The sequence below is a fragment of the Pantoea sp. X-Soil-ISGK-285 genome, assembly GCF_059730815.1.
Map to the genome: position 1 here is coordinate 1,781,889 of NZ_AP035938.1, position 23,437 is coordinate 1,805,325.

The 23,437-nt window shown below is 59.7% G+C and carries 17 protein-coding genes; 7 read left to right on the forward strand and 10 right to left on the reverse strand.

Going from position 1 to position 23,437, the window contains the following annotated elements:
* Positions 1-61 precede the first annotated feature (61 nt).
* The 8 genes from AC6I8B_RS08525 to AC6I8B_RS08560 all read right to left on the reverse strand — a co-directional run bounded on the left by AC6I8B_RS08525 (position 62) and on the right by AC6I8B_RS08560 (position 9,068).
* Positions 62-1,489 carry a serine/threonine protein kinase gene (locus AC6I8B_RS08525; RefSeq protein ID WP_157351954.1) on the reverse strand — a complete coding sequence of 476 codons (1,428 nt, stop codon included), beginning with the start codon at positions 1,487-1,489 and terminating at the stop codon, positions 62-64.
* A gap of 44 nt (positions 1,490-1,533) precedes the next feature.
* On the reverse strand, positions 1,534-2,487 hold the full coding sequence (locus AC6I8B_RS08530; RefSeq protein ID WP_010245838.1) for a hypothetical protein: 954 nt from the start codon (positions 2,485-2,487) through the stop codon (positions 1,534-1,536).
* 14 nt (positions 2,488-2,501) lie between these two features.
* A complete protein-coding gene (locus AC6I8B_RS08535; RefSeq protein ID WP_010669994.1) occupies positions 2,502-3,278 on the reverse strand; it encodes a PP2C family protein-serine/threonine phosphatase in 777 nt (258 codons plus the stop codon).
* Complete coding sequence (gene tagH, locus AC6I8B_RS08540) at positions 3,275-4,411, reverse strand: type VI secretion system-associated FHA domain protein TagH (protein ID WP_010245831.1); 1,137 nt, start codon at positions 4,409-4,411, stop codon at positions 3,275-3,277. The genes AC6I8B_RS08535 and tagH overlap by 4 nt, the downstream gene beginning before the upstream one ends.
* A gap of 36 nt (positions 4,412-4,447) precedes the next feature.
* Positions 4,448-5,146 carry a type VI secretion system-associated protein TagF gene (gene tagF, locus AC6I8B_RS08545; RefSeq protein ID WP_010245828.1) on the reverse strand — a complete coding sequence of 233 codons (699 nt, stop codon included), beginning with the start codon at positions 5,144-5,146 and terminating at the stop codon, positions 4,448-4,450.
* Positions 5,147-5,159: 13 nt separating this feature from the next.
* Positions 5,160-7,274, reverse strand: a complete 2,115-nt coding sequence (gene tssM / locus AC6I8B_RS08550) for a type VI secretion system membrane subunit TssM (protein ID WP_157351956.1) — start codon at positions 7,272-7,274, stop codon at positions 5,160-5,162.
* Positions 7,274-8,491 carry a type IVB secretion system protein IcmH/DotU gene (gene icmH, locus AC6I8B_RS08555; RefSeq protein WP_010669997.1) on the reverse strand — a complete coding sequence of 406 codons (1,218 nt, stop codon included), beginning with the start codon at positions 8,489-8,491 and terminating at the stop codon, positions 7,274-7,276. Before icmH ends, tssM begins: the two co-directional genes overlap by 1 nt.
* Before the next feature lie 85 nt (positions 8,492-8,576).
* On the reverse strand, positions 8,577-9,068 hold the full coding sequence (locus AC6I8B_RS08560; protein ID WP_010245819.1) for a hypothetical protein: 492 nt from the start codon (positions 9,066-9,068) through the stop codon (positions 8,577-8,579).
* A gap of 488 nt (positions 9,069-9,556) precedes the next feature.
* Here AC6I8B_RS08560 and AC6I8B_RS08565 point away from each other — a divergent pair, with 488 nt between their 5' ends.
* The 7 genes from AC6I8B_RS08565 (at position 9,557) to cobA (ending at position 21,496) form a co-directional block, all read left to right on the forward strand.
* Positions 9,557-10,771 carry a nitrate regulatory protein gene (locus AC6I8B_RS08565; protein WP_157351958.1) on the forward strand — a complete coding sequence of 405 codons (1,215 nt, stop codon included), beginning with the start codon at positions 9,557-9,559 and terminating at the stop codon, positions 10,769-10,771.
* A 262-nt stretch (positions 10,772-11,033) separates the two neighbouring features.
* A complete protein-coding gene (locus AC6I8B_RS08570) occupies positions 11,034-12,284 on the forward strand; it encodes a CmpA/NrtA family ABC transporter substrate-binding protein (RefSeq protein WP_010245814.1) in 1,251 nt (416 codons plus the stop codon).
* Positions 12,285-12,295: 11 nt separating this feature from the next.
* The gene (ntrB, locus tag AC6I8B_RS08575) at positions 12,296-13,168 is read left to right on the forward strand and encodes a nitrate ABC transporter permease (RefSeq protein WP_010245811.1); all 873 of its coding nucleotides are present in this window, start codon (positions 12,296-12,298) and stop codon (positions 13,166-13,168) included.
* A 10-nt stretch (positions 13,169-13,178) separates the two neighbouring features.
* A complete protein-coding gene (locus AC6I8B_RS08580) occupies positions 13,179-13,967 on the forward strand; it encodes an ABC transporter ATP-binding protein (RefSeq protein WP_010245808.1) in 789 nt (262 codons plus the stop codon).
* A gap of 10 nt (positions 13,968-13,977) precedes the next feature.
* Positions 13,978-18,042: a nitrite reductase large subunit NirB gene (nirB, locus tag AC6I8B_RS08585; protein WP_157351961.1), complete on the forward strand. Its 4,065-nt coding sequence runs from the start codon at positions 13,978-13,980 to the stop codon at positions 18,040-18,042.
* Positions 18,039-20,657: a nitrate reductase gene (locus AC6I8B_RS08590; protein WP_157351963.1), complete on the forward strand. Its 2,619-nt coding sequence runs from the start codon at positions 18,039-18,041 to the stop codon at positions 20,655-20,657. The genes nirB and AC6I8B_RS08590 overlap by 4 nt, the downstream gene beginning before the upstream one ends.
* Positions 20,657-21,496, forward strand: a complete 840-nt coding sequence (gene cobA / locus AC6I8B_RS08595) for a uroporphyrinogen-III C-methyltransferase (protein WP_157352874.1) — start codon at positions 20,657-20,659, stop codon at positions 21,494-21,496. Before AC6I8B_RS08590 ends, cobA begins: the two co-directional genes overlap by 1 nt.
* A 406-nt stretch (positions 21,497-21,902) precedes the next feature.
* On the opposite strand, the gene AC6I8B_RS08600 is transcribed toward cobA, so the two are convergent.
* Together AC6I8B_RS08600 and AC6I8B_RS08605 are read right to left on the reverse strand one after the other, a co-directional pair.
* Complete coding sequence (locus AC6I8B_RS08600; protein WP_031292988.1) at positions 21,903-22,256, reverse strand: DUF6404 family protein; 354 nt, start codon at positions 22,254-22,256, stop codon at positions 21,903-21,905.
* A 109-nt stretch (positions 22,257-22,365) separates the two neighbouring features.
* On the reverse strand, positions 22,366-23,178 hold the full coding sequence (locus AC6I8B_RS08605; protein ID WP_010245789.1) for a DeoR/GlpR family DNA-binding transcription regulator: 813 nt from the start codon (positions 23,176-23,178) through the stop codon (positions 22,366-22,368).
* Positions 23,179-23,437 lie beyond the last annotated feature (259 nt).

Genomic DNA, 23,437 nt, shown 5'->3' on the forward strand with positions numbered 1-23,437 from the left:
CCAGAATAAAAGGGCGCGACAGGGTCGCGCCCTTTTACGATCCGGCTGCAGTTTACCGGGCTTAATTACCCGGATTAATCAGCCAGGTGCCGGGCTTATCGATGGTCAGGGATTGTGTATGCGTCTCACTGCCATTCTTAACATCAATTTTGTACTGTCCCGCCGCCAGATTCAGCGCGGCAAATCCACTGCTGCCCGGTTTTACCTCGACCGGCTGTCCGTTAAGCACCACGCTTTCACCGCTCTCCAGCTTAAGATAGACGGTCGCCAGCGCGGCCGGAACGGCAGCGGCTGACGGAATCGATGCGGGCGCCTGCGTCATGGCTGAGCTGTTGTTAACCACCTCTGGTGTGGCACTGTGGCGATTCGCCAGCCAGGTGGCGACAACCACGGCCAGAATGGCCACGGCAGCCAGGCCCAGCAATCCAGGCGACAGTTTACGCACCGTGCGCGGTGTCACCGGCTCGGCGGACGCGGCGGCATGATTCATCGCCATTATCACCGGCGCAGCAGCCTCAACCGGCTCCTCGACCGGCAGAGCAGGCGGCTCGCCCGGCACCGGGAAGCTGTTTACCACCGCTTCCACATCACTGACCGGCAGATCAATCAACGCGGCAAAGGCATCAATCGTTTGTGGGCGATCGCCTGGCTTCATTGCCAGCGCGCAGTCAATGGCATGCAGCAGCGGCAGTGAGTAGCCTTCGGGCTGGCGTTCCACCAGCGGCTGATAATTATCTTCAATGCAGCGCACCACGCTGACCGGCGGCGGATTACCGGTAATCAGGTTATGCAGCACCGCGCCCAGGGCGTAGATATCGGTCCACGGCCCCTGTTCAACTTCACCCTCTTCGCTGTACTGCTCAATCGGCGCAAAGCCAGGTTTAAGCATGATTTCCGTTTCGTCAGAGAGGTTGCCAATCTCTTTACGCGCCGAGCCAAAATCGAGCAGAACCGGCAGCTGGTTCTCCTGAATCTGAATATTGTCGAGCGAGATATCGCGATGCAGATAGCCGGCCTGATGGATGGTGCTGATGGCACCCAACAGCGGCGGCAGCAGGCGGCGGATCCAGGCTTCAGTGATCGACGCCGGGCTGGTGACCTGCCACTCTTTCAGCGTCATACCGCTGTAGTAGAGCGTGCCCATATAGGCTGTGCCGTTCTGCTCCCAGAAGCGCAGCACGTGCAGCAGTCCCGGATGATTAAAGCGAGCCAGCAGACGCGCTTCCTGAATAAAGCTGGTGAGCCCGGCATTAAACAGCTTCTGGAAACGCTCACCGCGCAGCTCCAGCGTTAAATCGGCGGCACGGACTGCCAGCGACACCGGCATGTACTCTTTGATTGCAATAGTGCGTTCAAGCTGGTGATCCCACGCGCGATAGACGATGCCGAAGCCGCCGCCTCCGATCACTTCCTTGATCTCAAACTCATTGAAACGGTATCCGTCAGGCAGGGCATTCGGAACGGTTTTCGGATTATCATTTGCCGACATAGTGAACTCTCTGTACACGGCCTGCTCGCCAGGCTGCGCGGTAATTAATTGATGTTACGCCAGGCACCAATGGCAGGATCAACCAGATCCGCGTGCAGGGTGTCGATGAGTAACACATTCACTTTTTGCTGTGGCATGAAATAGGGCGCCCAGTGGCTGCGCAACGTATCAACTCGCGATTTCACAGCGTCAGCATCCTGCTGCGCAGCATTCTTATCCATCTTTATCAACAGGGCACCATTGAAGCGCCAGACATGTTGTTTGGCATCAAAGGGCAGCACCAGCCAGCTATCATTCGCATCCGGGCGTGTCACAATCATGCGCTGATTGTTCGCGGCGATAACCTCCAGCTTGCTGTCCGGGATCGTCAGATTGGCGATGGGATAGCCCTGATAAAAGGTGACTGCCACCGGCGTTGGGTGGTCAGGGGTCGCCAGCATCAGCTCACTTTTGCCTTCTGCCCAGCCATCCGGTGAGCACTGCTGCTTGCTGACATCCGGGATAAACAGGGTCTGGGCATTTTCATCCCAGGCGGTGCGAAAATGGCAGCCGCTGGGGAGATCAAAATGTTGCAGCGGCGTACTGTTGGCGGGCCGAGACAGGTCAAGCGGTGCAGCATTACTCTCACTTGCGCTGGCGGTGGCATCTGCCATCACGATAGGACGCCAGTTCTGCAGCTTACTGGCGCTGCCGCTGGCCAGTACGCCACCCTCTTTACTGGTCATCTGCCAGGGCAGCTCGTCCAGTAATCCGCACTGATTAGCGAGCAGGGTGCCGACGCGCGGTAAAAAGGTGGTCAGCACCGCCGAATCCTTACTTTTGCCGGAGACGATGCGCAGTGGCAGCGTCTCTTTGCACCAGTCGTCAGGCGCTTTACTCACCACATTATCGATATAGACCTCCAGCGCCAGGCTGGGGGAGTAGACAACCCGATAATTTTCAGCCTGGGCGTGAAAGGCAATCAGCAGGGTGATGATGCCGGGCAACCACAGTTTCATAAGGATCCTTGGAATCAAAAACGAGGCGGCAGAAAGCGCGCCGAATCAGCCAGTGAATAGAGCAGCGTTGCCTCCTCCGGCTCACCAATCCAGACCGCCAGTGCGCTGAGATTATCTTTCTTAACGTTGCGGCTTACCGCCTGTTCCATCAGAGCCAGCCACTCTTCGCAGGCATTCACCATGCGCAGCGCCTGTTCCATTTCATGACTGGCCAGATTCAGCCAGAAGCCATCGGTGCAGACCAGAAACGCGTCGCCATCCTCCAGCGCAATCTCCTGCGAAAAGCTTACTAAGCGAGGCGGTTCAGCGCCGAGCGCATTATAGAGTAAATTACTGTTAATGCCGGTATTTTCATAGCCCGCTTCTTTAAGCTGCTGGGCCAGACTGTGATCGCGAGTGACCTCATGAAGCACGCCGCGGCGGAAGTGGTAAACCCGGCTGTCACCGGCATGCGCCCACCATGCGCGCTGTTTTTCGCGGTCAATAAACAGGGCCGCCAGCGTGGTGCTCATGCGTGAATATTTCGGATTTTTACCCTGTGCCTCATGCAGCGCTAAGCGGCACTGTTCAATCGCCTGATGGGTTATCTCCGGCGTCAGGTCGGCGTGCGCCTGTAACTGGCTCAGCAGGGTGTCACGCACCAGCTGTGCCGCCATCTCGCCGCCGGGCAGACCGGCCACGCCATCGCAGACCACAAAGCAGGCTTTACGCTCATCCAGCTCTGCGCCGGTGCGATCCTGATTCTCATCGCGTAGCCCCTGCTGGCAGCGGCTGGCAAAAACGATTTTCATGGTTCATCTACCCGCGTCTGAGAGTCCTTATACTGATTCACCTCCATGTCATAGGCATGGAGAAAGGCCTCGCCAAACAGCGTATGGAAATCATCTTCGATCTCTCCGGCCGTACGCTGATAATTACGGGTGAAGTAGTCCCACAGCGCCGCCTTCTTCATGGCGGAAAAGGGCATTTTTGACACCACGCCATCGGCACGCGCCTGCTCCTCCAGCCGCTGCGGATTAAAGGATTGCAGCATCGCTGCAATAATGGCGCGGATACCGGCAATCATCCCCAGCTGGTGGGCCTGCAAATCGACCAGGGCATCGCGTACCGCCTGTTCCGGCGGCATAAACCCGGGCATCTGGCTCTGGTACATCTGCATCAGCACGGTTTTGCCGGAGGGCAGGATCTTGAACGGATTGTTGGCCTCATTCAGGATCATCGTCATGTCCGCTTTGACACCACGCTTGAGAATGGATCGCGAAGAGAGCAGCGCGACGGTGCCCTGGGAAAAGAGGCTCAGCATCCGGCCAGTAATGCGCATCTGCTCTTCATCCACCGGCGTGGCGTGACCGTTGCTCAGCCCCATCCCCTCCAGCAGTGCGGCGATCAGCCGATCCTGATCCACCGGCTGCGCCGTCAGCGCCCGACGCGGTTCGCTGGCCTGGGGGTCGATAGCCAGTCGCGCATCGTTGTGGCGCTCGTGGCGTGAGGGCGTGACCTCACTGACCAGCAGCCGGTCCTCAACCTCATGATGTTCGTGAATGCCCAGCGGATTCGCGGGCTGAGCGCTGTCGCCAGCAAACAGCGCCAGCGGATCGCTCTGCGTGTCGTGGCAGGCGGGGTCTCGTACTTCCAGCGCATAGTCACCGATGCGCAGCGCATCGCCATGCTTCAGCACGACCTGCATGCCGCGACCCAGGGTAATGCCGTTATGCTCCACCGGGGTCACGCTGCCCTGGTTCGTCAGACGGCACTCCCCGTCATGCGACAGGTGAACCAGCGCCTGCAGACGCGAAATGGCCCGAGTCTCATCTGGCAGCACCAGATCGTTGTCCTGACTGCGGCCAATGGTGCCGCCAGGCGGTTGAAACGCGACGCTTCTGACCGGAACATCCGTAGTGCATTGCACAATGGTAAATTGCATGAGTTATCCCAGATTGAACGGCAAACGCTTCCGGCCTCACTCGAACATGGGAGGATAGAGGCCATTACGTCCCGGCTGTGAACCTGCCGCCGGGTTAAACAGTAACGAAAACAGTTGCGCGGTGAGGTTGCCGCTGTGCTTGTGGGTCGCGTGGGCAAAACCATCACTGCGGTTACTCCACCAGTAGCTCATATGCTGCTGAGGGTCGAAACGTTCAGCCACTTCACGCCAGCTCAGCGTGCAGGGCAGATCCTGAAAACCGATCACATCCATGATTTCAGAGGGCTTCCTGGCCGGCACCAGCAGCGGTGGTAAAGCCTGTATCTGCTGCTCTAACTGCTCGCCGTTCAGCGGTGTCTGAACCGCCCGTAACAGTGTCGCGCCCAGATCCTGAAACCAGTCGCCGGAAATGGTCAGCTGAGCAGGATGCCACTGAGCCAGCGTGAAGCTGTGCAGGGCCAGCAGCGGCCAGGCGCGTCCGACGCGGTCACAGGAGGGCAGCAGACAGCCCATCTGTATCTGCGGCCGGGTCGCGGTAACCGGCAGCACAAAGTTCCACACCGGCGCATGGAGAAAGTCCGCGCTGTAGGAATACGCCTGCTGATGCCAGTGCATTAATCCCTGCTGGAACCAGTGATTCCACGGGCTAATCTGTTGCTCGCTCAGTCGATGGTGCAGAAAGTCACCGGTCGACGGCAGCTTGCCATACCAGCCGGGGGCCGTGTAAGCAGCCATGTTCACCTCACCATTACTCGCTATGCGAGTTTGATTGCGGGGCCGGGTGCCGCGGCGCTACCGCCAGCATGCCGCCCGCCTGGTCCGCAATTTTCAGATTCTCTGCAAGCTTGCGCATCATCAGTGCATTATCACGTGCATAAGGCGACGACTGAATCTGCTGATCCAGCAGCTGGCTCAGGTGCCAGTCAAGCTGCTGCAGGTCACGGGCGCTTACCGTATCGGGCAGTGAGCGCTGTAAATTTTGCAGCAGCCAGGCCCGTAAAAATTCGCCATCATAATTACGCGGTTGATAGAGCATCTGATAGGCGCGCAGCGCATTGCGGCTGTAGGCGTTATCATCACCCGGGTCGTTGCGCAGGATATTCGTGATCTGCTGCGCCACACGCGGCAGCAACAAAGACTTAAGCGCATTTTGATAAAGCACCCAGGCGGCATCGCTAATCTGATTACCCCGGTATAAGCCCGCCCGCATAGTAAGCGGCGGATTATCGAGGGAAAAGCGCGCCGAGAGCGGCAACTTCACCAGGTTATTCAGAAAGGGTAGCAGATCAAAAATATTATCAGCAGGCTGATGAATCACCTGCTGACTTTGCTCACGGATAAGTGGTACCCGTGCGGCAACCTGCTGCAGATACTGTTGATTCTGGTAGTAACTGATGCCCCACAGGCTGGAGGCGATCAGCAGGGCGCCTGCCAGCACGCCGTAGCCAATCCAGTGGAACAGCTGATTACGGTACTCCCAGCGGCGATTACTGCCGGCCAGGCCGCTCTCTTTGAATATCAGATCGCTGAGCAGGTCACGAATAAAGAAGCTCTGGCCTTTGTTGCCGGGAATTGGACTGTTGCGATTAACGCTGTCCCAGGCCGCAATTGAGTGATCGCCCGCCTGACGCAACTGCAGTTTGCGGCTCAGTTCACCCATCACCCGATCAAACGGCAGGCCTTCCTGGGTGCCGCTGGTGAAGAAGAGGCCGCGCGGGCTCCAGGCGACCGCATCCTGATGATCAGAAAAAACGATATCCAGATATTCGTTCAGCAGTGGACGCAGCGAGGCGAACTCCTGCGGGAAGAGGAAGCACTCAGCGCGCTCGTTCAGGTCGCGCTCATGGGTCATCTGCTCCGCCAGTTGCTGCTGGAGCTGCAGTTCCAGCCGCTGAAACTGCTGGCCAAAATGGCGATGCCAGTCATCTTTGTGCGGCTTGCCCAGCTCCCAGTTAAACGTGAAGCCCCAGATAGCATCTCGCCGCGCTTTATCAATCGAGCCGAAGTAGCTCATAAAGCCTTTCAGCAGATCGGTTTTGGTGACCATCACATAAACCGGGAAGTGAATACCGGTCTGCTGATGCAGTTCTGCCATGCGCTCTCGCAGCGCGCTGGCCTGGGCGAAACGCGCTTCGGCTGAATCACTCAGCAGATCGGCGACGCTGATGGTCATGATCACACCGTTAATCGGCTGGCGGGTGCGATAGCGTTTCAGCAGATTGATAAAACTGTGCCATTCCGCGGCATCTCGCACGCGCTGGCTCTCCTGCAACGCATAACGACCGGCGGTATCAATCAGCACCGCGCTGTCAGTAAACCACCAGTCACAGTTGCGGGTGCCCCCGACGCCGCGAACCGCATTTTTGCCCAGCGTATCGGTCAGCGGGAAATCGAGGCCGGCATTAAACAGTGCGGTGGTTTTACCAGCGCCGGGCGCACCCATGACCAGGTACCAGGGCAGCTGATAGAGATAATTAGCGTTAAAGCGTGAGAGCAGGTTCCCGCTGTGACGACGGCCAAACTGGGTGCGTTTCAGCTGCATCGCAGCTTCGCTGAAGCGCTGGTTGAGCCGCTCTTCGGTCATCTGACGTTCCGCCGGGTCGTCGTTGCCCGACAGCTGAAGCTGGGTCAGTAAGCGGTTGTTGAACCAGGCACGATAGAGCGACGGGATCAGCTGGAACAGGATCCAGAGAAAATAGAGGGCGCTCACGGTGAGCTGGCGAGGCAGCACGGGTTCCAGTGGGCGCGATTCGCCCCATGACCAGAACGGCCCCAGCATCCAGACCAGACAGCTCAGCGCCGTGACGCCAATAAAGCTCCACAGCAGGCGATGCGTTAGCAGCAGGCGAAGGGAGGCGCGCATTATTGTGCTCCTTGATGATTACTGAGCGTTTCAGGCGCGGCAAACAGGGTGATTTCAACGCGGCGGTTGCGGGTCCGGTTTTCGCTGCTGTCGTTGGGCAGCAGCGGATCGCTGTCGCCGCGGCCTTCAGAGCGAACCGTATGACCGTCAGCCAGTTGCAGTTGTAACAACTGGGTGATGGCGCGGGCGCGGGCAAATGAGAACTCATAGCTGGAGGCAAAGCGGCTGTTATCCACCGGATGATCATCGGTAAACACCGACACCAGAATGGTCCCTTTGACATCTTTCATCGCGGTTGAGACGCGGGCCAGCAGGGCGCGCCCCACCGGATTGATCACCGTGCCCTGTTCGGCGAACAGTTTGTCTGCGGGGATGATCACTTTGCTGCCAAAGGCACCATCGCTGACCTCGAGCTGCCCGGCTGCAATCACATCATTCAGGCGCTGACGCAGATCGAGCAGCGCCTGCGGGGAAGAGGGACGACGGCCCGCGGTAATCTGCGGCAGCGGCGTCTGATAGATGGTACGCAGCAGCGGTTCGGCGGCATTGCCGAGACGCCAGTTCAGGCCGCTGTAGATCAGGCAGCCGATCAGCGCGACCAGCATGGCACAGGCCCAGAGCGGCACCATCGGGCGGGCGAGGGTGCTAACCAGCGGATGCACTTCAACCAGTGGCGGTTGCGCTGTCTGGCGCTGGGCACGCGTTTCGTCAATCAGGGTTTTCAGGCGTTTACGGATACCATCGCACTGGGCGCGACCATTTTCACTGCCGCGATAGCGGCCTTCATAGCCCAGCAGCAGGCAGTATTGCACCACTTCCAGCAGCCAGAGGTGTTGTTGCGGGCTTTGTGAAATGCGCGACAGCAGTTGAAAGAATTTCTCGCCGCCCCAGCTTTCATTATGGAAGGTCACCAGCATGCCGTTGCCAGACCAGACGCCGCGCGTGCCCCATGGGGTTTGCGCCGCCGCTTCATCGAGCGCGCTGCAGATGCAGTAACGCGCGCCGATAATCATCTCAAACGGCAGCCCTGCCTGTTTACAGCGTTGTTCAAACTGGCGGATTTCATCGATCAGAGACTGGCGCAGACCCGCAGGGTCATCGTGGGTGGCTGCCTGACGAATTTGCACCACCGCGTTCAGCAGTGGCGCCGCAGCCTGAAGTAAGAGATTCTCATTGCCTGAGGGGGTCGCCTCACGCGCAGGGGATTCCACAGTCATTAATTCGTGATCTTCCAGCCAATGGCAAATCCCTGTACCCGCAGCCCGGGACGGTTCTGCGGGCAATATGCGCCGGATTTCATATTCAGTCTAAGATCCAGGTCGCGGTATCGTTAGTCCGGCAGGCTTTGCTGGCGCCGCCGACGGCCACACAGACCTGTTTCGTTTTGCGGGGACGGGGACGATCGCTCTGCACGGTGGCATCATAACGGCTGCTCTCTACACCCGCTTTTAATGGCACATAACCGATCAGTGGGCCGTCAGCCTGGTCAGCAATCGCCAGCCAGCTGTGTTCCACATTACCTAATACTTCGAACGGTTTACCCGTTTCGAGATAGCGAACCACTTTGCCGCCGTAATCAGGCGAGGTCATGACGGATGCGCCATAAAGCGCCCGCCAGGTCTGATTGACCGGCTCAAATTCAGTCGGTGCCGCGACAGCGTGTCGATGGACCAGTTTGACGCCGTTAATTTCGCTGGTAACCAGCGTATCGTCAGTGACGGGCGGCGGCGGGGCCTTACAGCCTGCCAGGGTAAGAACCGCCAGCAGCGTTAACGCAAGACTCTTTTTCACCATGTTCCTCGTGATCTCATCAAAGTATCTGCATATTGCCAGGCCCGATGCCAGGAGGCGATCTTTATCGCGCCGCATCGTGCCGAAATTCTGTTTTTAAAAAAAGGGTCAGATTACATCGGGATAGTAACGCATTCAGTTTACCTAAGACTTTTGAGAATTCAAACCATTGCACCCGCGGCTGATGCGTGATAGCAGGCGCTTTACGGGCGGGTTTCGGTATAAGAAAAGCGCCAGGTAATGTGATAGTTAAATCGAACTGAATTATCGCAGAGACAAACTGGTTGAGAACAGTGCCGCGCATTCTGACACGCAATGAATCCGATTGGAAACTATTAAGATTTACTAATAACTTGTTGCCGAAAAAATTTATCAGTTTGCGTTAAGAAACTTATCAAAATCAGATTTTACGCCCCTGCTCAGACCCTCTTTTTTCAGGAAAGCGGCACGCCTTTTGCTTCTGAAAGGTTTTAACCGCACTGAGGTGAGCAATGAGGGACGCCCTGACCTGGCTGCAGGCATCACGCGCGAGCGATATCGCCAGCCTGCAACGTCTTCTGGAAACCGGCGAGCTGATGGCTGCCGTCAGTGAACTGGTCCATCGGTTGCAGCGGGAACGTGGCGCAAACAATCTCTGGATCTGCTCTGACGGAGCGCTGTTCAGCGCCGAACGTCATGCCCGCCAGCAGGAGGTCAGCGCCGGCCTGGAGCATTTTTATCAGGCGCTGCCGCCCGCCATAGCGCAGCCCGGCTACAGCCGCTTCTGCAACCTGATTGCCGCTGCCCTACAGGCGCTGGCCGGACTGCCTGCGCTGCGTCAGCAAATCAGCCAGCATGAGCTTGATCAGGCCGCGGCGATGGCCGCCTTTAACCAGGTCATCCGTACTTTACTCAATCTGGTGTTTGAGGCGGCCGACACCGCCAGCTATCCCGGCATCTCCCGTGCACTGATCGCTCTGTTCAGTTTTATGCAGGGCAAAGAACTGGCCGGGCAGGAGCGGGCCATCGGCTCAGCCGGCTTTGCGGCGCGTCAGTTCACCCCCGACCAGCGCAGCCAGATGGTCGCCCTGATTGCGGCACAGGAGCAGAGCTTTATCACCTTCCGGGAGTTTGCTGACAGCGCCGCGTGTGAATCCTGGCAGCCGCTGGCTCAGGCCAGCCGCGACATCGAACGCCTTCGTCGCATCGCCTGCACCGGCGGCCGTTGTGATGAGACCGGCGCGCTGCACTGGTTTTCCCTGCTCTCTGAGCGGCTGGATCAGATGAAAATGCTGGAGGATGCCCTGACGGCGACATTGATGCAGCGCTGCCGGGCTGCCATTGATCAGGCACAACAGCAGGCGGCAGGAACAGTGGTGCAGGGCGACAGCAATTTTTCGCTTTACGTCTCCGGGGCGGACTGGCTGCCTGGCGCGGCGGCGCTCGACAGCGACGGTCTGGCCCCGCAGCTGGGGCGCTCGGTGCTATCGCTGATTGGCGAACAGTCGCAGCGTTTGCAGCAGCAGGCGGATGAACTGGCGGCGATGCGCGCCTCACTGGACGAGCGGCGGGTGATCGATCAGGCCAAACACTGGCTGATGCAGCAGCAGGGTTTCACAGAAGAGGCCGCCTGGCAGGCATTACGCAAAAGTGCGATGAATCAGAATAAGCGGGTACTGGAGATCGCGCAGGCGGTACTGGCGGTAGCGAAGACCCTGAGCAACTAACCCGGATGAGGTAGCTGCACAACCTTTGTGCGTGATCTGCGTCAGAAACGTGCAAAAACGGTTAATTTTTCAACAGTGCGTCACCGCAGATCGGCATTAAGGCTGTTTCGGCGATCTGGCACATCCTTTGCTTAATCCCTATAGAGAGTACGCATTGCTCCCGCCAATGGCGGTGGGGTCAGTGCTTTGGATAAAGGCGTCCATCCGCAGGCTTCGGCTTGTCGGAGGACGCCTTTTTTTATTTCTGTTCAGGGGCAACAAGATGAGCAAAACGCCATTTTCACTGACACGACGTCAGGCGCTGATCTCCGGCGCCGCGCTGGGTGCGGCCTGGATCGTTCCGGGATTACGAAATGCGGTCTGGGCAGCGGGATCAGATGCGCCAGAAAAAGCGCAGGTGCGGGTCGGCTTTATCCCGCTCACTGACTGCGCGCCGGTGGTGATGGCCTCTGTGAAAGGCTTCGACAAAAAGTATGGTCTCACATTGCAGGTCAGCAAAGAGGCGAGCTGGGCGGCGGTGCGCGACAAACTGACCTCCGGTGAGCTGGATGCGGCGCATGTGCTCTACGGCATGATCTACGCCCTGCAACTGGGCGTAGCGGGTCCGCAGCACGACATGGCGAACCTGATGACGCTCAACCATAACGGCCAGGCGATCACCCTGTCGAACCAGCTGAAAGCCAGTGGGGTCACCGATGCGGCCAGCCTGAAAAAGGCCATTGATGGCAGCGCCAAAGGCAGCTTTACCTTCGCCCATACCTTTCCGACCAGCACCCATGCCATGTGGCTCTATTACTGGCTCGCCAATGCGGGCATCCACCCGTTTGATGACGTGCGCACCGTGGTCGTGCCGCCGCCGCAGATGGTGATGAACATGAAAATTGGCAACATGAGCGGCTTCTGCGTTGGTGAGCCGTGGAACCAGCGCGCCATCAGCGACAACATCGGTTTTACCGCCGCCACCAGCCAGCAGATCTGGCCGGAGCATCCGGAAAAAGTGCTCGGCACCCGCGCAGAGTGGGTGAAAGAGAACCCCAACACGGCCCGTGCACTCACCGCCGCTGTGCTGGAGGCCGCGCGCTGGATTGATGCCTCGGACGACAACCGCCGCGAAACCGCGCAGGTGTTAGCCGGCCGCGCCTGGATCAATACCAAAGTGGAGACGTTACAGGGTCGGATGCTCGGTCAGTATCAGAACGGCCTGGGGCAGTCGTGGCAGGACGCTCACCCGATGCGCTTCTTTGACAACGGCAACGTCAGTTTTCCCTGGCTCTCAGACGGCATGTGGTTCCTGACCCAGATGAAACGCTGGGGCCTGCTTGCCAGCGATCCCGACTACCTCGCGGTGGCGCGCCAGATCAACCGCATCGACATCTACAAACAGGCCGCCAGCGCAGTCGGACAGGTTGCACTGCCCGCCAGTGAAATGCGCAGCAGTACCTTCATCGACGGCAAGGTCTGGGATGGCAGCGATCCTGCCGCCTATGCCGCCAGTTTCGCTATCAAACGTTAAGAGAGGTTGCTATGAAAACTGACGCGCGCGCCCTGGCGCAGCCGGTGCAGAGTCACAACAGTGCCACCGTTATTCCGTTACAGGTCACCCCGAAAGCCGCAGCCCGTCCGGCGCGTCTGCGTCCGCTGTTGCAGCGCGCCATTCCCGCCACCGGTGGCCTGTTATTAATGCTGCTGGTGTGGCAGATCGCGGCGCTGTCGCAACCGGGTTTCCCTTCGCCTTACGCCACCTGGCAGGCCGCTCAGGTCCTGTTCGCTGACCCGTTCTACAGCAACGGCCCCAACGATCAGGGCATCGGCTGGAACGTGCTGGCGTCGCTGCAACGCGTCGGCATTGGATTCGGCCTGGCCGCGCTGGTCGGCATTCCGGCGGGCTTTTTAATCGGTCGCTTTAGCTTTATGGCGCAGATGTTCAATCCCGTCATCGCCCTGCTGCGGCCGGTGAGTCCGCTGGCCTGGCTGCCGATTGGCCTGCTGCTGTTTCAGCGCGCCGAGCCTGCCGCCAGCTGGACCATTTTTATCTGTTCGATCTGGCCAATGATCATTAACACCGCCGAAGGGGTACAGCGTATTCCGCAGGATTACCTCAACGTGGCGCGGGTGTTACAGCTTTCTGAGTGGACGGTGATGCGCCGGATCCTGCTGCCCGCCGTGCTGCCCGCGGTGCTGACCGGGGTCCGTCTCTCTATCGGCATCGCCTGGCTGGTGATCGTCGCCGCCGAAATGCTGACCGGCGGACTGGGCATCGGCTTCTGGATCTGGAATGAGTGGAACAACCTCAACGTGGAAAACATTCTGGTCGCCATTCTGGTCATCGGCGTAATCGGGCTGCTGCTGGAACAGGGGCTGATGCTGCTGGTCCGTCGTTTTAGCTGGGATAAATAAGGAGAGCACGATGCAACAGATCATTCGCGTCCAGCAGGTCAGCCAGCGTTTTGCCACCGCCAGCGGCGAGTTTCTGGCGCTGGACAATGTCAGTTTTGATATTCACGAAGGGGAAACCCTGAGCCTGATCGGCCACTCCGGCTGCGGCAAATCGACGCTGCTGAACCTGATTGCCGGTTTAACCCGGCCCAGCAGCGGCGTGCTGCTGTGTGATAACCGCGAAATCACTGGCCCCGGTCCGGAGCGCGCGGTGGTGTTTCAGAACCATTCGCTGCTGCCGTGGCTGACGGCATTTCAGAATGTCGAGCTGGCGGTGCAACAGGTGTTTAAAGGGCGCTTCAGCAAAGCGGAGATGCGTGACTGGATCGAGCACAACCTTAACCGGGTGCAGATGAGCCATGCCATGCACAAGCGGCCCGGCGAAATATCCGGCGGTATGAAGCAACGCGTCGGTATTGCGCGGGCGCTGGCGATGAAGCCACGCGTGCTGCTGCTGGATGAGCCGTTTGGCGCGCTGGACGCCTTAACCCGCGCCCATCTGCAGGACAGCGTGATGCGCATTCAGCAGGAGCTGAACACCACCATCGTGCTGATTACCCATGACGTGGATGAAGCCGTGCTGCTGTCAGATCGGGTGCTGATGATGACTAACGGCCCGGCGGCGCAGGTTGGCGAGATCCTCACTGTTGATCTGCCACGTCCGCGTTCACGGGTGGCACTGGCGGATGAGCCGCGCTACCACCAGTTGCGACAGAAAGTGCTGCATTTCCTCTATGAAAAACAGACCACTGCGGCGTAAGGAACAGACCATGAAGCAACGGTTGCTGGTGATAGGTAATGGCATGGCGGGAATGCAGATGGTGGAAAGCCTGCTGCAACGTGCGCCGCAGTGCTTCGCCATCACGGTCATTGGCCGAGAGCCGCACGGCAATTACAACCGTGTGCTGCTGTCGCCGGTGCTGGCGGGTGAAACGCCGTTCAGTGAAACGCTGATCCACGATCGCGACTGGTATGAGCGGCACGGCGTCACGCTGCTGAACGGCGAAACCGTGCTGCAGGTCGATCTGGCGGCACGTACAGTGCAGACCGATTATCGCCAGCTGGGCTGGGATCGGCTGGTGTTTGCCACCGGTTCACAGCCCCGTTTGCCCGCCATTCCCGGCATCAACGCGGATTGCGTACTGGGTTTTCGCAATATTGCCGACGTCCGGCAACTCCTGACGGGCCAGGGACCGGTGGTGGTGTTGGGCGGCGGTTTTCTCGGCATTGAAGCGGCGGCGGCACTCTGTGCCCGTGGGCGTGAGGTTACGCTGGTTCATCACAAACCCTGGCTGCTGGATCGCCAGCTGGATGCAAAGGCGGGCGAGCTGTTGCTGACGGCACTCCAGCAGCGCGGTATCCGCTGCGTGCTGAACAGCGGACTCACGGCGATTAACGAGGCGGGTGTGACGCTGACCAGCGGGCGTCACTGCGCCGCCACGCAGGTGGTGATTGCCATCGGCGTTCAGCCGGAGATAACGCTGGCGCAGGCGGCGGGTCTGCCGTGTCAGCGCGGCATTCTGGTCGATGGGCAGTTACGCACAGCGGTCCCGTCGGTGTACGCCGTAGGCGAGTGCTGCGAAATTGCCGGCGAAACCTTTGGCCTGGTCGCACCCTGCCTGACGCAGGCGCAGATTCTGGCCGCACAGCTGGCGGGGTCGCCACTGGCGGATTTTGTCAGCCAGCCGCAGGCGACGCGGCTCAAAGTCAGTGGCATTTCGCTGTTCAGCGCCGGGGATGTCAGTGAGGCACCCTCCATCAGCAGTTTTGATCCGATCTCCGGCGACTACCGCCGTCTGTTTCTTCGTCAGGGCCGCCTCTGTGGCGTATTGCTCTCTGGCGACACCCGGCAGGGTCCCGCGCTGCTGGCGCGTCTGCTGCACACCGAAGCTGTCACGCTCGAAGCCCTGTTCGATTCCCGTCAACCTGAACCGCAGCCGCAGGCTGCAGAGAGTCCTGAGATGAGTAAACCGGTATTAGCCGTGGTGGGTCACGGCATGGTCAGTCACCACTTTCTTGAACAGCTGGTTGCCCGCGAACTGCATCAGCACTACCACATCGTGGTTTACGGCGAGGAGCGTCAGCAGGCTTACGATCGGGTGCATCTGTCGGACTATTTCAACGGCAAAACGGCCGACGATCTGTCGCTGGTCAGCGCGGACTTTTTTACCCTGCACGGCATCGAACTGCGCAGCGGCTGCGCAGTCGTAGCGATCGATCGTCAGCAGCGCAGTCTGCGTGACAGCGCGGGCAATGAGCTGGCGTGGGATAAGCTGGTGCTGGCCACCGGCTCGCGTGCTTTTGTGCCGCCGGTACCGGGCCACGACGAGGAACGCTGCTTTGTCTACCGCACGCTGGATGACCTTGATGCCATTGCCGCATGCGCCCGCCACAGCCAGCGCGGCATCGTGATTGGCGGCGGCCTGCTGGGTCTGGAGGCGGCGAATGCGCTGCGGCAGCTCGGACTCGAAACGCATGTGGTGGAGTTTGCGCCACGCCTGATGGCAGTGCAGCTCGATGAGGGCGGTGCGCTGATGCTGCGCCAGAAGATCGATGCGCTGGGCGTCACGGTTCACACCTCAAAACAGACCGAACTGATTGAGCGTCAGACCGACGGTAGCGTGGTGCTGCGCTTTGCTGACGGCAGCAGTTTACCCGGCGATCTGGTGCTGTTCTCCGCCGGTATCCGGCCGCGCGATGAGCTGGCACGTGAAGCGGGCCTGACGCTGGGACCGCGCGGCGGCATTGAGATTAACGATCGCTGCCAGACCAGCGATGAAGAGGTGTTTGCCATTGGTGAATGCGCACTGTGGAACGGTCAGATCTTTGGTCTGGTCGCGCCAGGCTATCAGATGGCACGCGTGCTGGCCGGGCATCTGGCGGCTGAATCCACCGCCTTCAGCGGCGCGGACATGAGTACCAGACTGAAACTGCTGGGGGTGGAGGTGGCGTCGTTTGGTGACGCGCATGGCCGCACGCCGGGCAGTCAGCACTATCACTGGACCGACGGGCCAAAAGGCATCTACAAGAAAATCGTGGTTTCTGCCGACAGCACCCGGCTGCTGGGCGGCGTGCTGGTCGGTGACAGCAGCGACTACGCCACGCTGCTGCAGATGATGCTCAATGAGTTACCGCTGCCCACCGCGCCAGAGAGCCTGATCCTGCCTGCGCTGTCGGGGGCACCGAAAGCGCCAGGCGTCGCGGCATTGCCTGACAGCGCCCAGGTCTGCTCCTGTCACAACGTCAGCAAGGGCGAAATCTGCGCGGCGGTGAAAGGCGGATGCGGTGAGATGAGCAGCATTAAGAGCTGCACCAAAGCGGCCACGGGCTGCGGCGGCTGTGCGGCACTGGTAAAACAGGTGATGGAGTTTCAGCTGGAAAATCTCGGTGTCGAGGTAAAAAAAGATATCTGTGAACATTTCAGCTATTCGCGCCAGGAACTTTATCACCTGGTGCGGGCCGGTGAGTTCAGAACCTTTGATGCGCTGCTGGCGTCGCATGGGCGGGGGCAGGGCTGCGAAGTGTGCAAACCGCTGGTGGCGTCACTGCTCGCCTCATGCTGGAACGACTATCTGCTAAAACCGGCGCATCTGCCGTTGCAGGACACCAACGACCGCTATTTCGCCAATATCCAGAAAGATGGCACCTATTCGGTGGTGCCGCGCGTCCCGGCGGGCGAAATCACGCCGCAGGGGTTGATCGCGATTGGCGAGGTGGCGGCGCGTTACGATCTTTACACCAAAATCACCGGCGGTCAGCGTATCGATCTGTTTGGCGCGCGGCTCGATCAACTGCCCGATATCTGGCAGACGCTGCTGGCGGCGGGTTTTGAAACCGGTCACGCCTACGGCAAGTCGCTGCGCACCGTGAAGTCCTGTGTGGGGTCGACCTGGTGCCGCTACGGCGTGCAGGATTCAACCGCTTTCGCCATTGCGCTGGAGAACCGCTACAAAGGGCTGCGCGCCCCACACAAGATCAAGATGGCGGTATCGGGCTGTACCCGCGAATGTGCGGAAGCGCAGAGCAAAGATATCGGGGTGATCGCCACGGAAAAGGGCTGGAATCTCTATGTGTGTGGCAATGGCGGCATGAAGCCGCGCCACGCCGACCTGTTCGCCAGCGATCTCGATGATGCCACGCTGCTGCGTTATGTCGACCGCCTGCTGATGTTCTATATCCGCACCGCAGACAGGCTGCAGCGCACCAGCGTCTGGATGGACAATCTGGAAGGCGGCCTGGACTATCTGCGTCAGGTGGTGATTGAGGATAGCCTCGGTCTGGGCGAGACGCTGGAGCAGGAGATGCAGCGGGTGGTGGACGCGTATCAGTGCGAGTGGCAGACCACGCTGGCGGATCCTTCACGACTTGCGCTGTTTACCCCTACGGTCAACAGCGATCGCCCGGATGAGACGCTGCACTACAGCCGGGTGCGCGGTCAGCGTCAGCCGGAGGCCGTTACCGATCGTCCGCTGTTACCGCCGCCAGCCGAGCCGTGGAGCGCGGTGTGTACACTGGAGGCGATTCCTCAGCAGGCGGGGATCGGGGCGCGACTGGGTAGCGAACGTGTTGCGCTGTTCCGCTTTGGCGATGCGCTTTTTGCGCTGGAAGACCGCGAACCCGGCAGCGACGCCAGCGTGCTCTCACGTGGGATCCTTGGCGATGTGGGCGGCGAGCCGGTGGTGATCTCCCCGCTCTATAAGCAGCGGATACGGTTGCGTGACGGACAGAGCCTGGATAACCCGCAGCATCAGCTGCGCTGCTGGCCGGTGAAGTTGGAAGCGGGTCAGATCTGGCTGGCAAATCGTCCGCTGGATCAGCTGGCGCAGGCATCATGAACAGTACCTGTCCCTATTGCGGCGTCGGCTGTGGCGTCTGCGTCACCCCGCAGGGGGCGCATCAGGCAACCGTGATCGGCGATCCGCACCATCCCGCGAATGCAGGTCGGTTGTGCGTAAAAGGCGCAGCGCTGGGCCAGACCCTGACGCCGCAAGGGCGTTTGCTGAACGCCGAGGTTAACGGGCAGCGCGTCAGCCTGGACGCTGCGCTGGATGCGGCGGCGGCGGGATTGCGGGCGGTTATCGATCAGTATGGCCCGCAGGCGGTGGCGTTTTACGGCTCCGGCCAGCTATTGACCGAGGATTACTACGTCGCCAATAAGCTGATGAAGGGCTACATCGGTGCAGCCAACATCGATACGAATTCGCGGCTCTGCATGGCGTCGGCGGTGGTCGGTTATAAGCGGGCGCTGGGGGCCGATGCGGTGCCCTGCTGCTATGAGGATCTGGAGCAGGCCGACCTGGTGCTGCTGGTGGGGTCTAATGCTGCCTGGGCGCATCCGGTGGTGTGGCAGCGGCTGATGCAGGCGAAGCTGCAACGTCCGGCGATGTGTATTGTCGTTATCGATCCGCGGCGTACGGCGAGTTGCGATCAGGCCGATCTCCACCTGCCGTTGCGGCCCGGCAGCGATACGGCGTTGTTTTCCGGTCTGCTGCACTGGCTGGCGCAGCAGGATGGCATTGATGCCAGCATGTTGCCGCACCTGAATGGTGTGGACGAGACGCTGACCGCCGCAGCGCAGTGGGGTGTGGCGCGAGTGGCAGAGGCATGTGACTTAACCGTGCAGCAGGTCGCGCACTTTTTCCAGCTTTTCAGCCAGCACGATCGGGTGCTGACGCTATGGTGCATGGGGATTAATCAGTCCGCCACCGGCAGCGACAATAACCAGGCGATTCTTAATCTGCATCTGCTGACGGGCAAAATAGGCCGCGCGGGCTGTGGTCCTTTTTCGCTGACCGGACAGCCAAATGCCATGGGCGGACGGGAGGTGGGTGGCCTGGCGAATCAGCTGGCGGCGCATATGAATTTTACTGAAGCGGATTGCGAACGGGTGCAGCGTTTCTGGCGCAGTCCGGCCATTGCCCGGGAACCGGGACTGACTGCACTGGATCTTTTCCGGGCACTGGCGGATGGCACGGTGAAAGCAGTGTGGATTATGGGCACCAATCCGGCGGTGTCGATGCCTGAGGGCAACCGCGTCGCGCAGGCGCTGGCGGCCTGTCCGCTGGTGATTGTATCAGATGTGATGGCGCAGACCGATACCAGCGCCTTTGCCAATATTCTGCTGCCCGCCCAGGGGTGGGGCGAGAAGAACGGCACGGTGACCAATTCCGAGCGGCGTATTTCACGTCAGCGCGCTTTTGCCGCCGCACCCGGTGACGCCCGGCCTGACTGGTGGTTGCTGTCGCAGGTGGCCAGGCGTTTAGGGTTTGATGAAGGCTTTAACTGGCAGCATCCGGCAGAGATTTTCCGTGAGCATGCGGCGTTGTCAGGTTTCGAGAACCGGGGCGCCAGGGCGTTTGATATCAGCGGCCTGGCGCAATTGAGTAATGCTGACTGGGATGCGCTGCGTCCGGTGCAGTGGCCGGTTAACGCGGCCTGTCCGCAGGGCTGCGCCCGGCTGTTTGGCAATCGTCGGTTTTTTCATCCGGATGGTAAGGCCCGGTTGCGGGTGCCGGCCACGCCGGTTGTCGCCCCGCGCGAACCGGCGTATCCGTTGTTGATGAATACCGGACGGGTGCGCGATCAGTGGCACACCATGACGCGTACCGGGCTGGTGCCGCGTCTGATGCAGCATTGCGATGAACCGTTTGTCGCGCTGCATCCGGCGGATGCGGCAACGTATGGCGTGACGGCGGGCGGACTGGCGCGGGTGCAGTCTGTTCAGGGCTGGATTAGCGTGCGGGTGCGTGTCGATGCCGGGATGCGGTGCGGCGAGCTGTTTGTGCCGATGCACTGGAACCGGCAGTTCAGTCAGCAGAGTCACGTCGATTTACTGGTGGCCGCCCGCGCCTGTCCGTTTTCGGGGCAGCCCGCGCTGAAGCAGACGTCGGTGCGGATTCTGCCGTTGAGGGTGAGCTGGCAGGGCTGGCTATGGCAGCGCGAGATAGCGCAGCCCACAGGGTTGCGTTACTGGGCGCGTACCCCCTATCCGGCGGTGCAGCGTTATGCGGTGGCGGGCGAGGGCTCGCCGCAGGTCTGGCTGGACGGGCAGGTTGTTCTTTCAGGCTGTCACAGGCAGGTTGCGACCGGCAGCGGCAATGATTACCGGTTGCTGGCATGGCGTGACGGCGAGTTGCAGCTGGCGTTTTATGCCGGCTCCGTGTTGCCGTCGATTGATAGTGCGTGGGTCGCCGAGGCCTTTAGTCATGCGCCGCAGGATGCGGCAGGGCGGCACAGTGTTCTGGCAGGACAGCCCGCGCAGGGCGCGGCCACGGGACGGATTATTTGCAGTTGTATGGCGGTGGGTGAGCAGACGATTTTACAGGCGGTGGCGCAGGGTTGTCGTACAACTCAGGCGTTGGGCGAAAAGCTAAAGTGCGGCACGCAGTGCGGCTCCTGTATTCCGGAGCTGAAGCAGTTGTTGCTGTCCGAAGTGATGTCGGAGGAATGATGACACGAGCAATTGATTCTCTGGATAAGTTACTGGCCCCGGTGGATGCCGTGTCGCAACAGGGCGCGGTGTGGCTGGTGGGTGCGGGCCCAGGCGATGTGGAACTGCTGACCGTTAAGGCGTTGCGGTTGCTGCAGCGTGCTGAGGTGGTGGTATATGACCGGCTGGTGAGTGACGCGGTGATGGCGGAGGTGCCGGAGCAGGCGTTGTGTATTGATGTGGGTAAGCAGCCGGGGCAGCATGGTCTGAAGCAGGCGCAGATTAATCAGTTGCTGGTGGAACTGGCGCGCAGTGGACGCAATGTAATCCGGCTGAAGGGGGGCGATCCGTTTGTTTTTGGTCGCGGAGGCGAGGAGATGGTGAGCGTGCAGCAGGCCGGGATTCGCTGTGAGGTCGTGCCAGGGATTACGGCGGCTGTGGGCTGTGCGGCAGCCAGCGGAATTCCGTTGACGCATCGGGATTGCGCGCAGTCTTTGCGGTTGATTACCGGGCATGGGCGGAACGGCGAGCCGCAGCTGGGGGCGGCTGCGCTGACGGCGGTGAATCAGACGCTGGTGTTTTATATGGGGTTGAGCTGGAGTGCGTCGATCAGTGCGCAGTTGCAGGCGCAGGGACGTGATGCGGAGACGCCGGTGGCGATTATTGAGAATGGGACCCGGCCCGATCAGCGGGTGTTGATTACCACGCTGGGGGGATTAGCGGAGACGGTGGCGCGGGATAAGCCGGTGTCTCCGTCGTTGCTGATGGTGGGTGAAGTGGTGCGGTTTTATCGGGCGGATTTGCAGGTGCGGGGTGGGGAGACGGTGAGCCGGTGCGTCGTGCAGGAAAGACCTGCCTGATCGCAAAGGGATCCCGCATCCCTGCGGACTGAGCTCGCCATCCCTGGCTCGCACACTTTGCTCTTCAGGCAGGGCTTACCTGCACTGTTGGCATTGGTGCGGTTTTTTTTGGGATCAGATCTGGATTGAGTGCGGTTGATGAGAGTGGAAGTGCCCGAGCAGGACGAAAAGAGCAGTCCAGTGTGGGAAGGCAGGTGAGGGTTGGTAAGACGGTGCGTCGTGCAGGAAAGGCCTGCCTGATCGCAAAGGGATCCCGCATCCCTGCGGACTGGGCTCGCCATCCCTGGCTCGCACACTTTGCTCTTCAGGCAGGCCTTACCTGCACGATTAGCGATAGTACGTGCTTACAGTGGAGGCACCATCGTGCAGGTGCACTGTATAAAAGACGATGGAGCTTTAGCTGGCTTTAAAGCTCCTCCCACACAGGCAGGTTGTGAACCTTTTTTCGATATGCGTGAAACAGTGCCATTGTCGTACCGAAGAACAGACCTGCGATCAGATTGGGTATCAGCGAATAGTTGTCGTCAGACACGCCCGGAAGAGAAGGCAATAAGAGCAGCAGTGGCATCATAAGCGTGTACATGCTGGCAAACACCACAAGATTGAGCCAGAAAGGAGTGAAACTCGGGGGTGGAAGATGGATATTCATTTTCCATAACAAACGATGTAATGGCGGAGCAGAGTTACTCGGCCATATTTTCTTCGCTGCCATCAGGGCTAAAGCCCGCGCTTTCCTGCGCTCGAAAATCTCGTTTTTCATCGTTTTATCATCCGTTACATCCCTGCTTAGCATTCGCTCTGGAGCGTAACTTAATCCTGTGGCTGTCTGATGACAGCGAGTGGCTGAATCGATGTTGTTTCAACAAGCATTACATCGCCCGCTTCAGCGGCAGCGGGGCCACCAGCACTTTCACGCCTAGTGCTTCAAACGCTTTGACCTGCGCAGTGCTGATGCCGCTGTCGGTGATCAGGTAGTGGATATTGCTCCAGTCACAGGGCAGCGCGAACATCGAAACCTTGTCGATTTTGCTGGAGTCAGCGACCACGTAAACCGTGCTGGCGGATTTGATCATCGCCAGCTTTACCTTGATGTCGGTTTCACTGGGGAAGCTCAGGCCCAGACGCGGTGAGATGCAGGCGGTCGCCAGGAAGAGTTTACCGGCCAGCACGTTTTCGAAGAAGCTGGCCGCCTTTTCGCCGGAGGTAGAGAGCGTCGGAAATTTAAAGGTACCGCCGGTCAGCAGGATGTTGATCCCCGGCTCGCCGCCCAGTTTCAGGGCGATATTCACCGCGGTTGTCACGACCGACAGGCGGCGGATGTGGCTGATGGCATCGGTGATCGCGGTGGTCGTGGTGCCGGAATCGAAAATCACCGTGTCGCCATTTTCGATATGCTGCGCCGCCAGCCGGCCAATCGCCTCTTTCTCTTCCAGATGTGTCTGCCGCTCCAGCAGCATCGCCCCGGTATTCTGTTTGCCCGTCATCAGCGTCGCGCCACCATGGTAGCGCTGCACAAAGCCCTGTTTTTGCAGCATGCGAAGGTCGCTGCGTAAGGTGGCTTCGGTCAGTCCAAAGGTCTCCGTCAAAGCTTTCACCGTGACCGTGCCATCCTCACGGATCATCTCCAGAATTTTCTCGCGGCGTTGCTGCATGTCAGCGAACTGCTCACTTTTGCTTTTCAATCGAAATGCTCCCTTTTCCAATAACCTGAGAAGTCGGGCGAACAAGGTCTTTGTGGCTGAGTTTAACGCGCCATTTTTATGAATGCGAGATAGCCTGATCTGCCTTTGGTTTTCGAACGAAAATATAAAATGTGCAGGTTATTGAATCTCTCACGCTTTCCGGATTGCAACCAGCTGCCTTTATTTCGGGACTGGAAGCCAGATCACGTCTTTTCAATCAGATAAGCCGCTTTGCAGGGCAGATGGTCGAAATTTGATC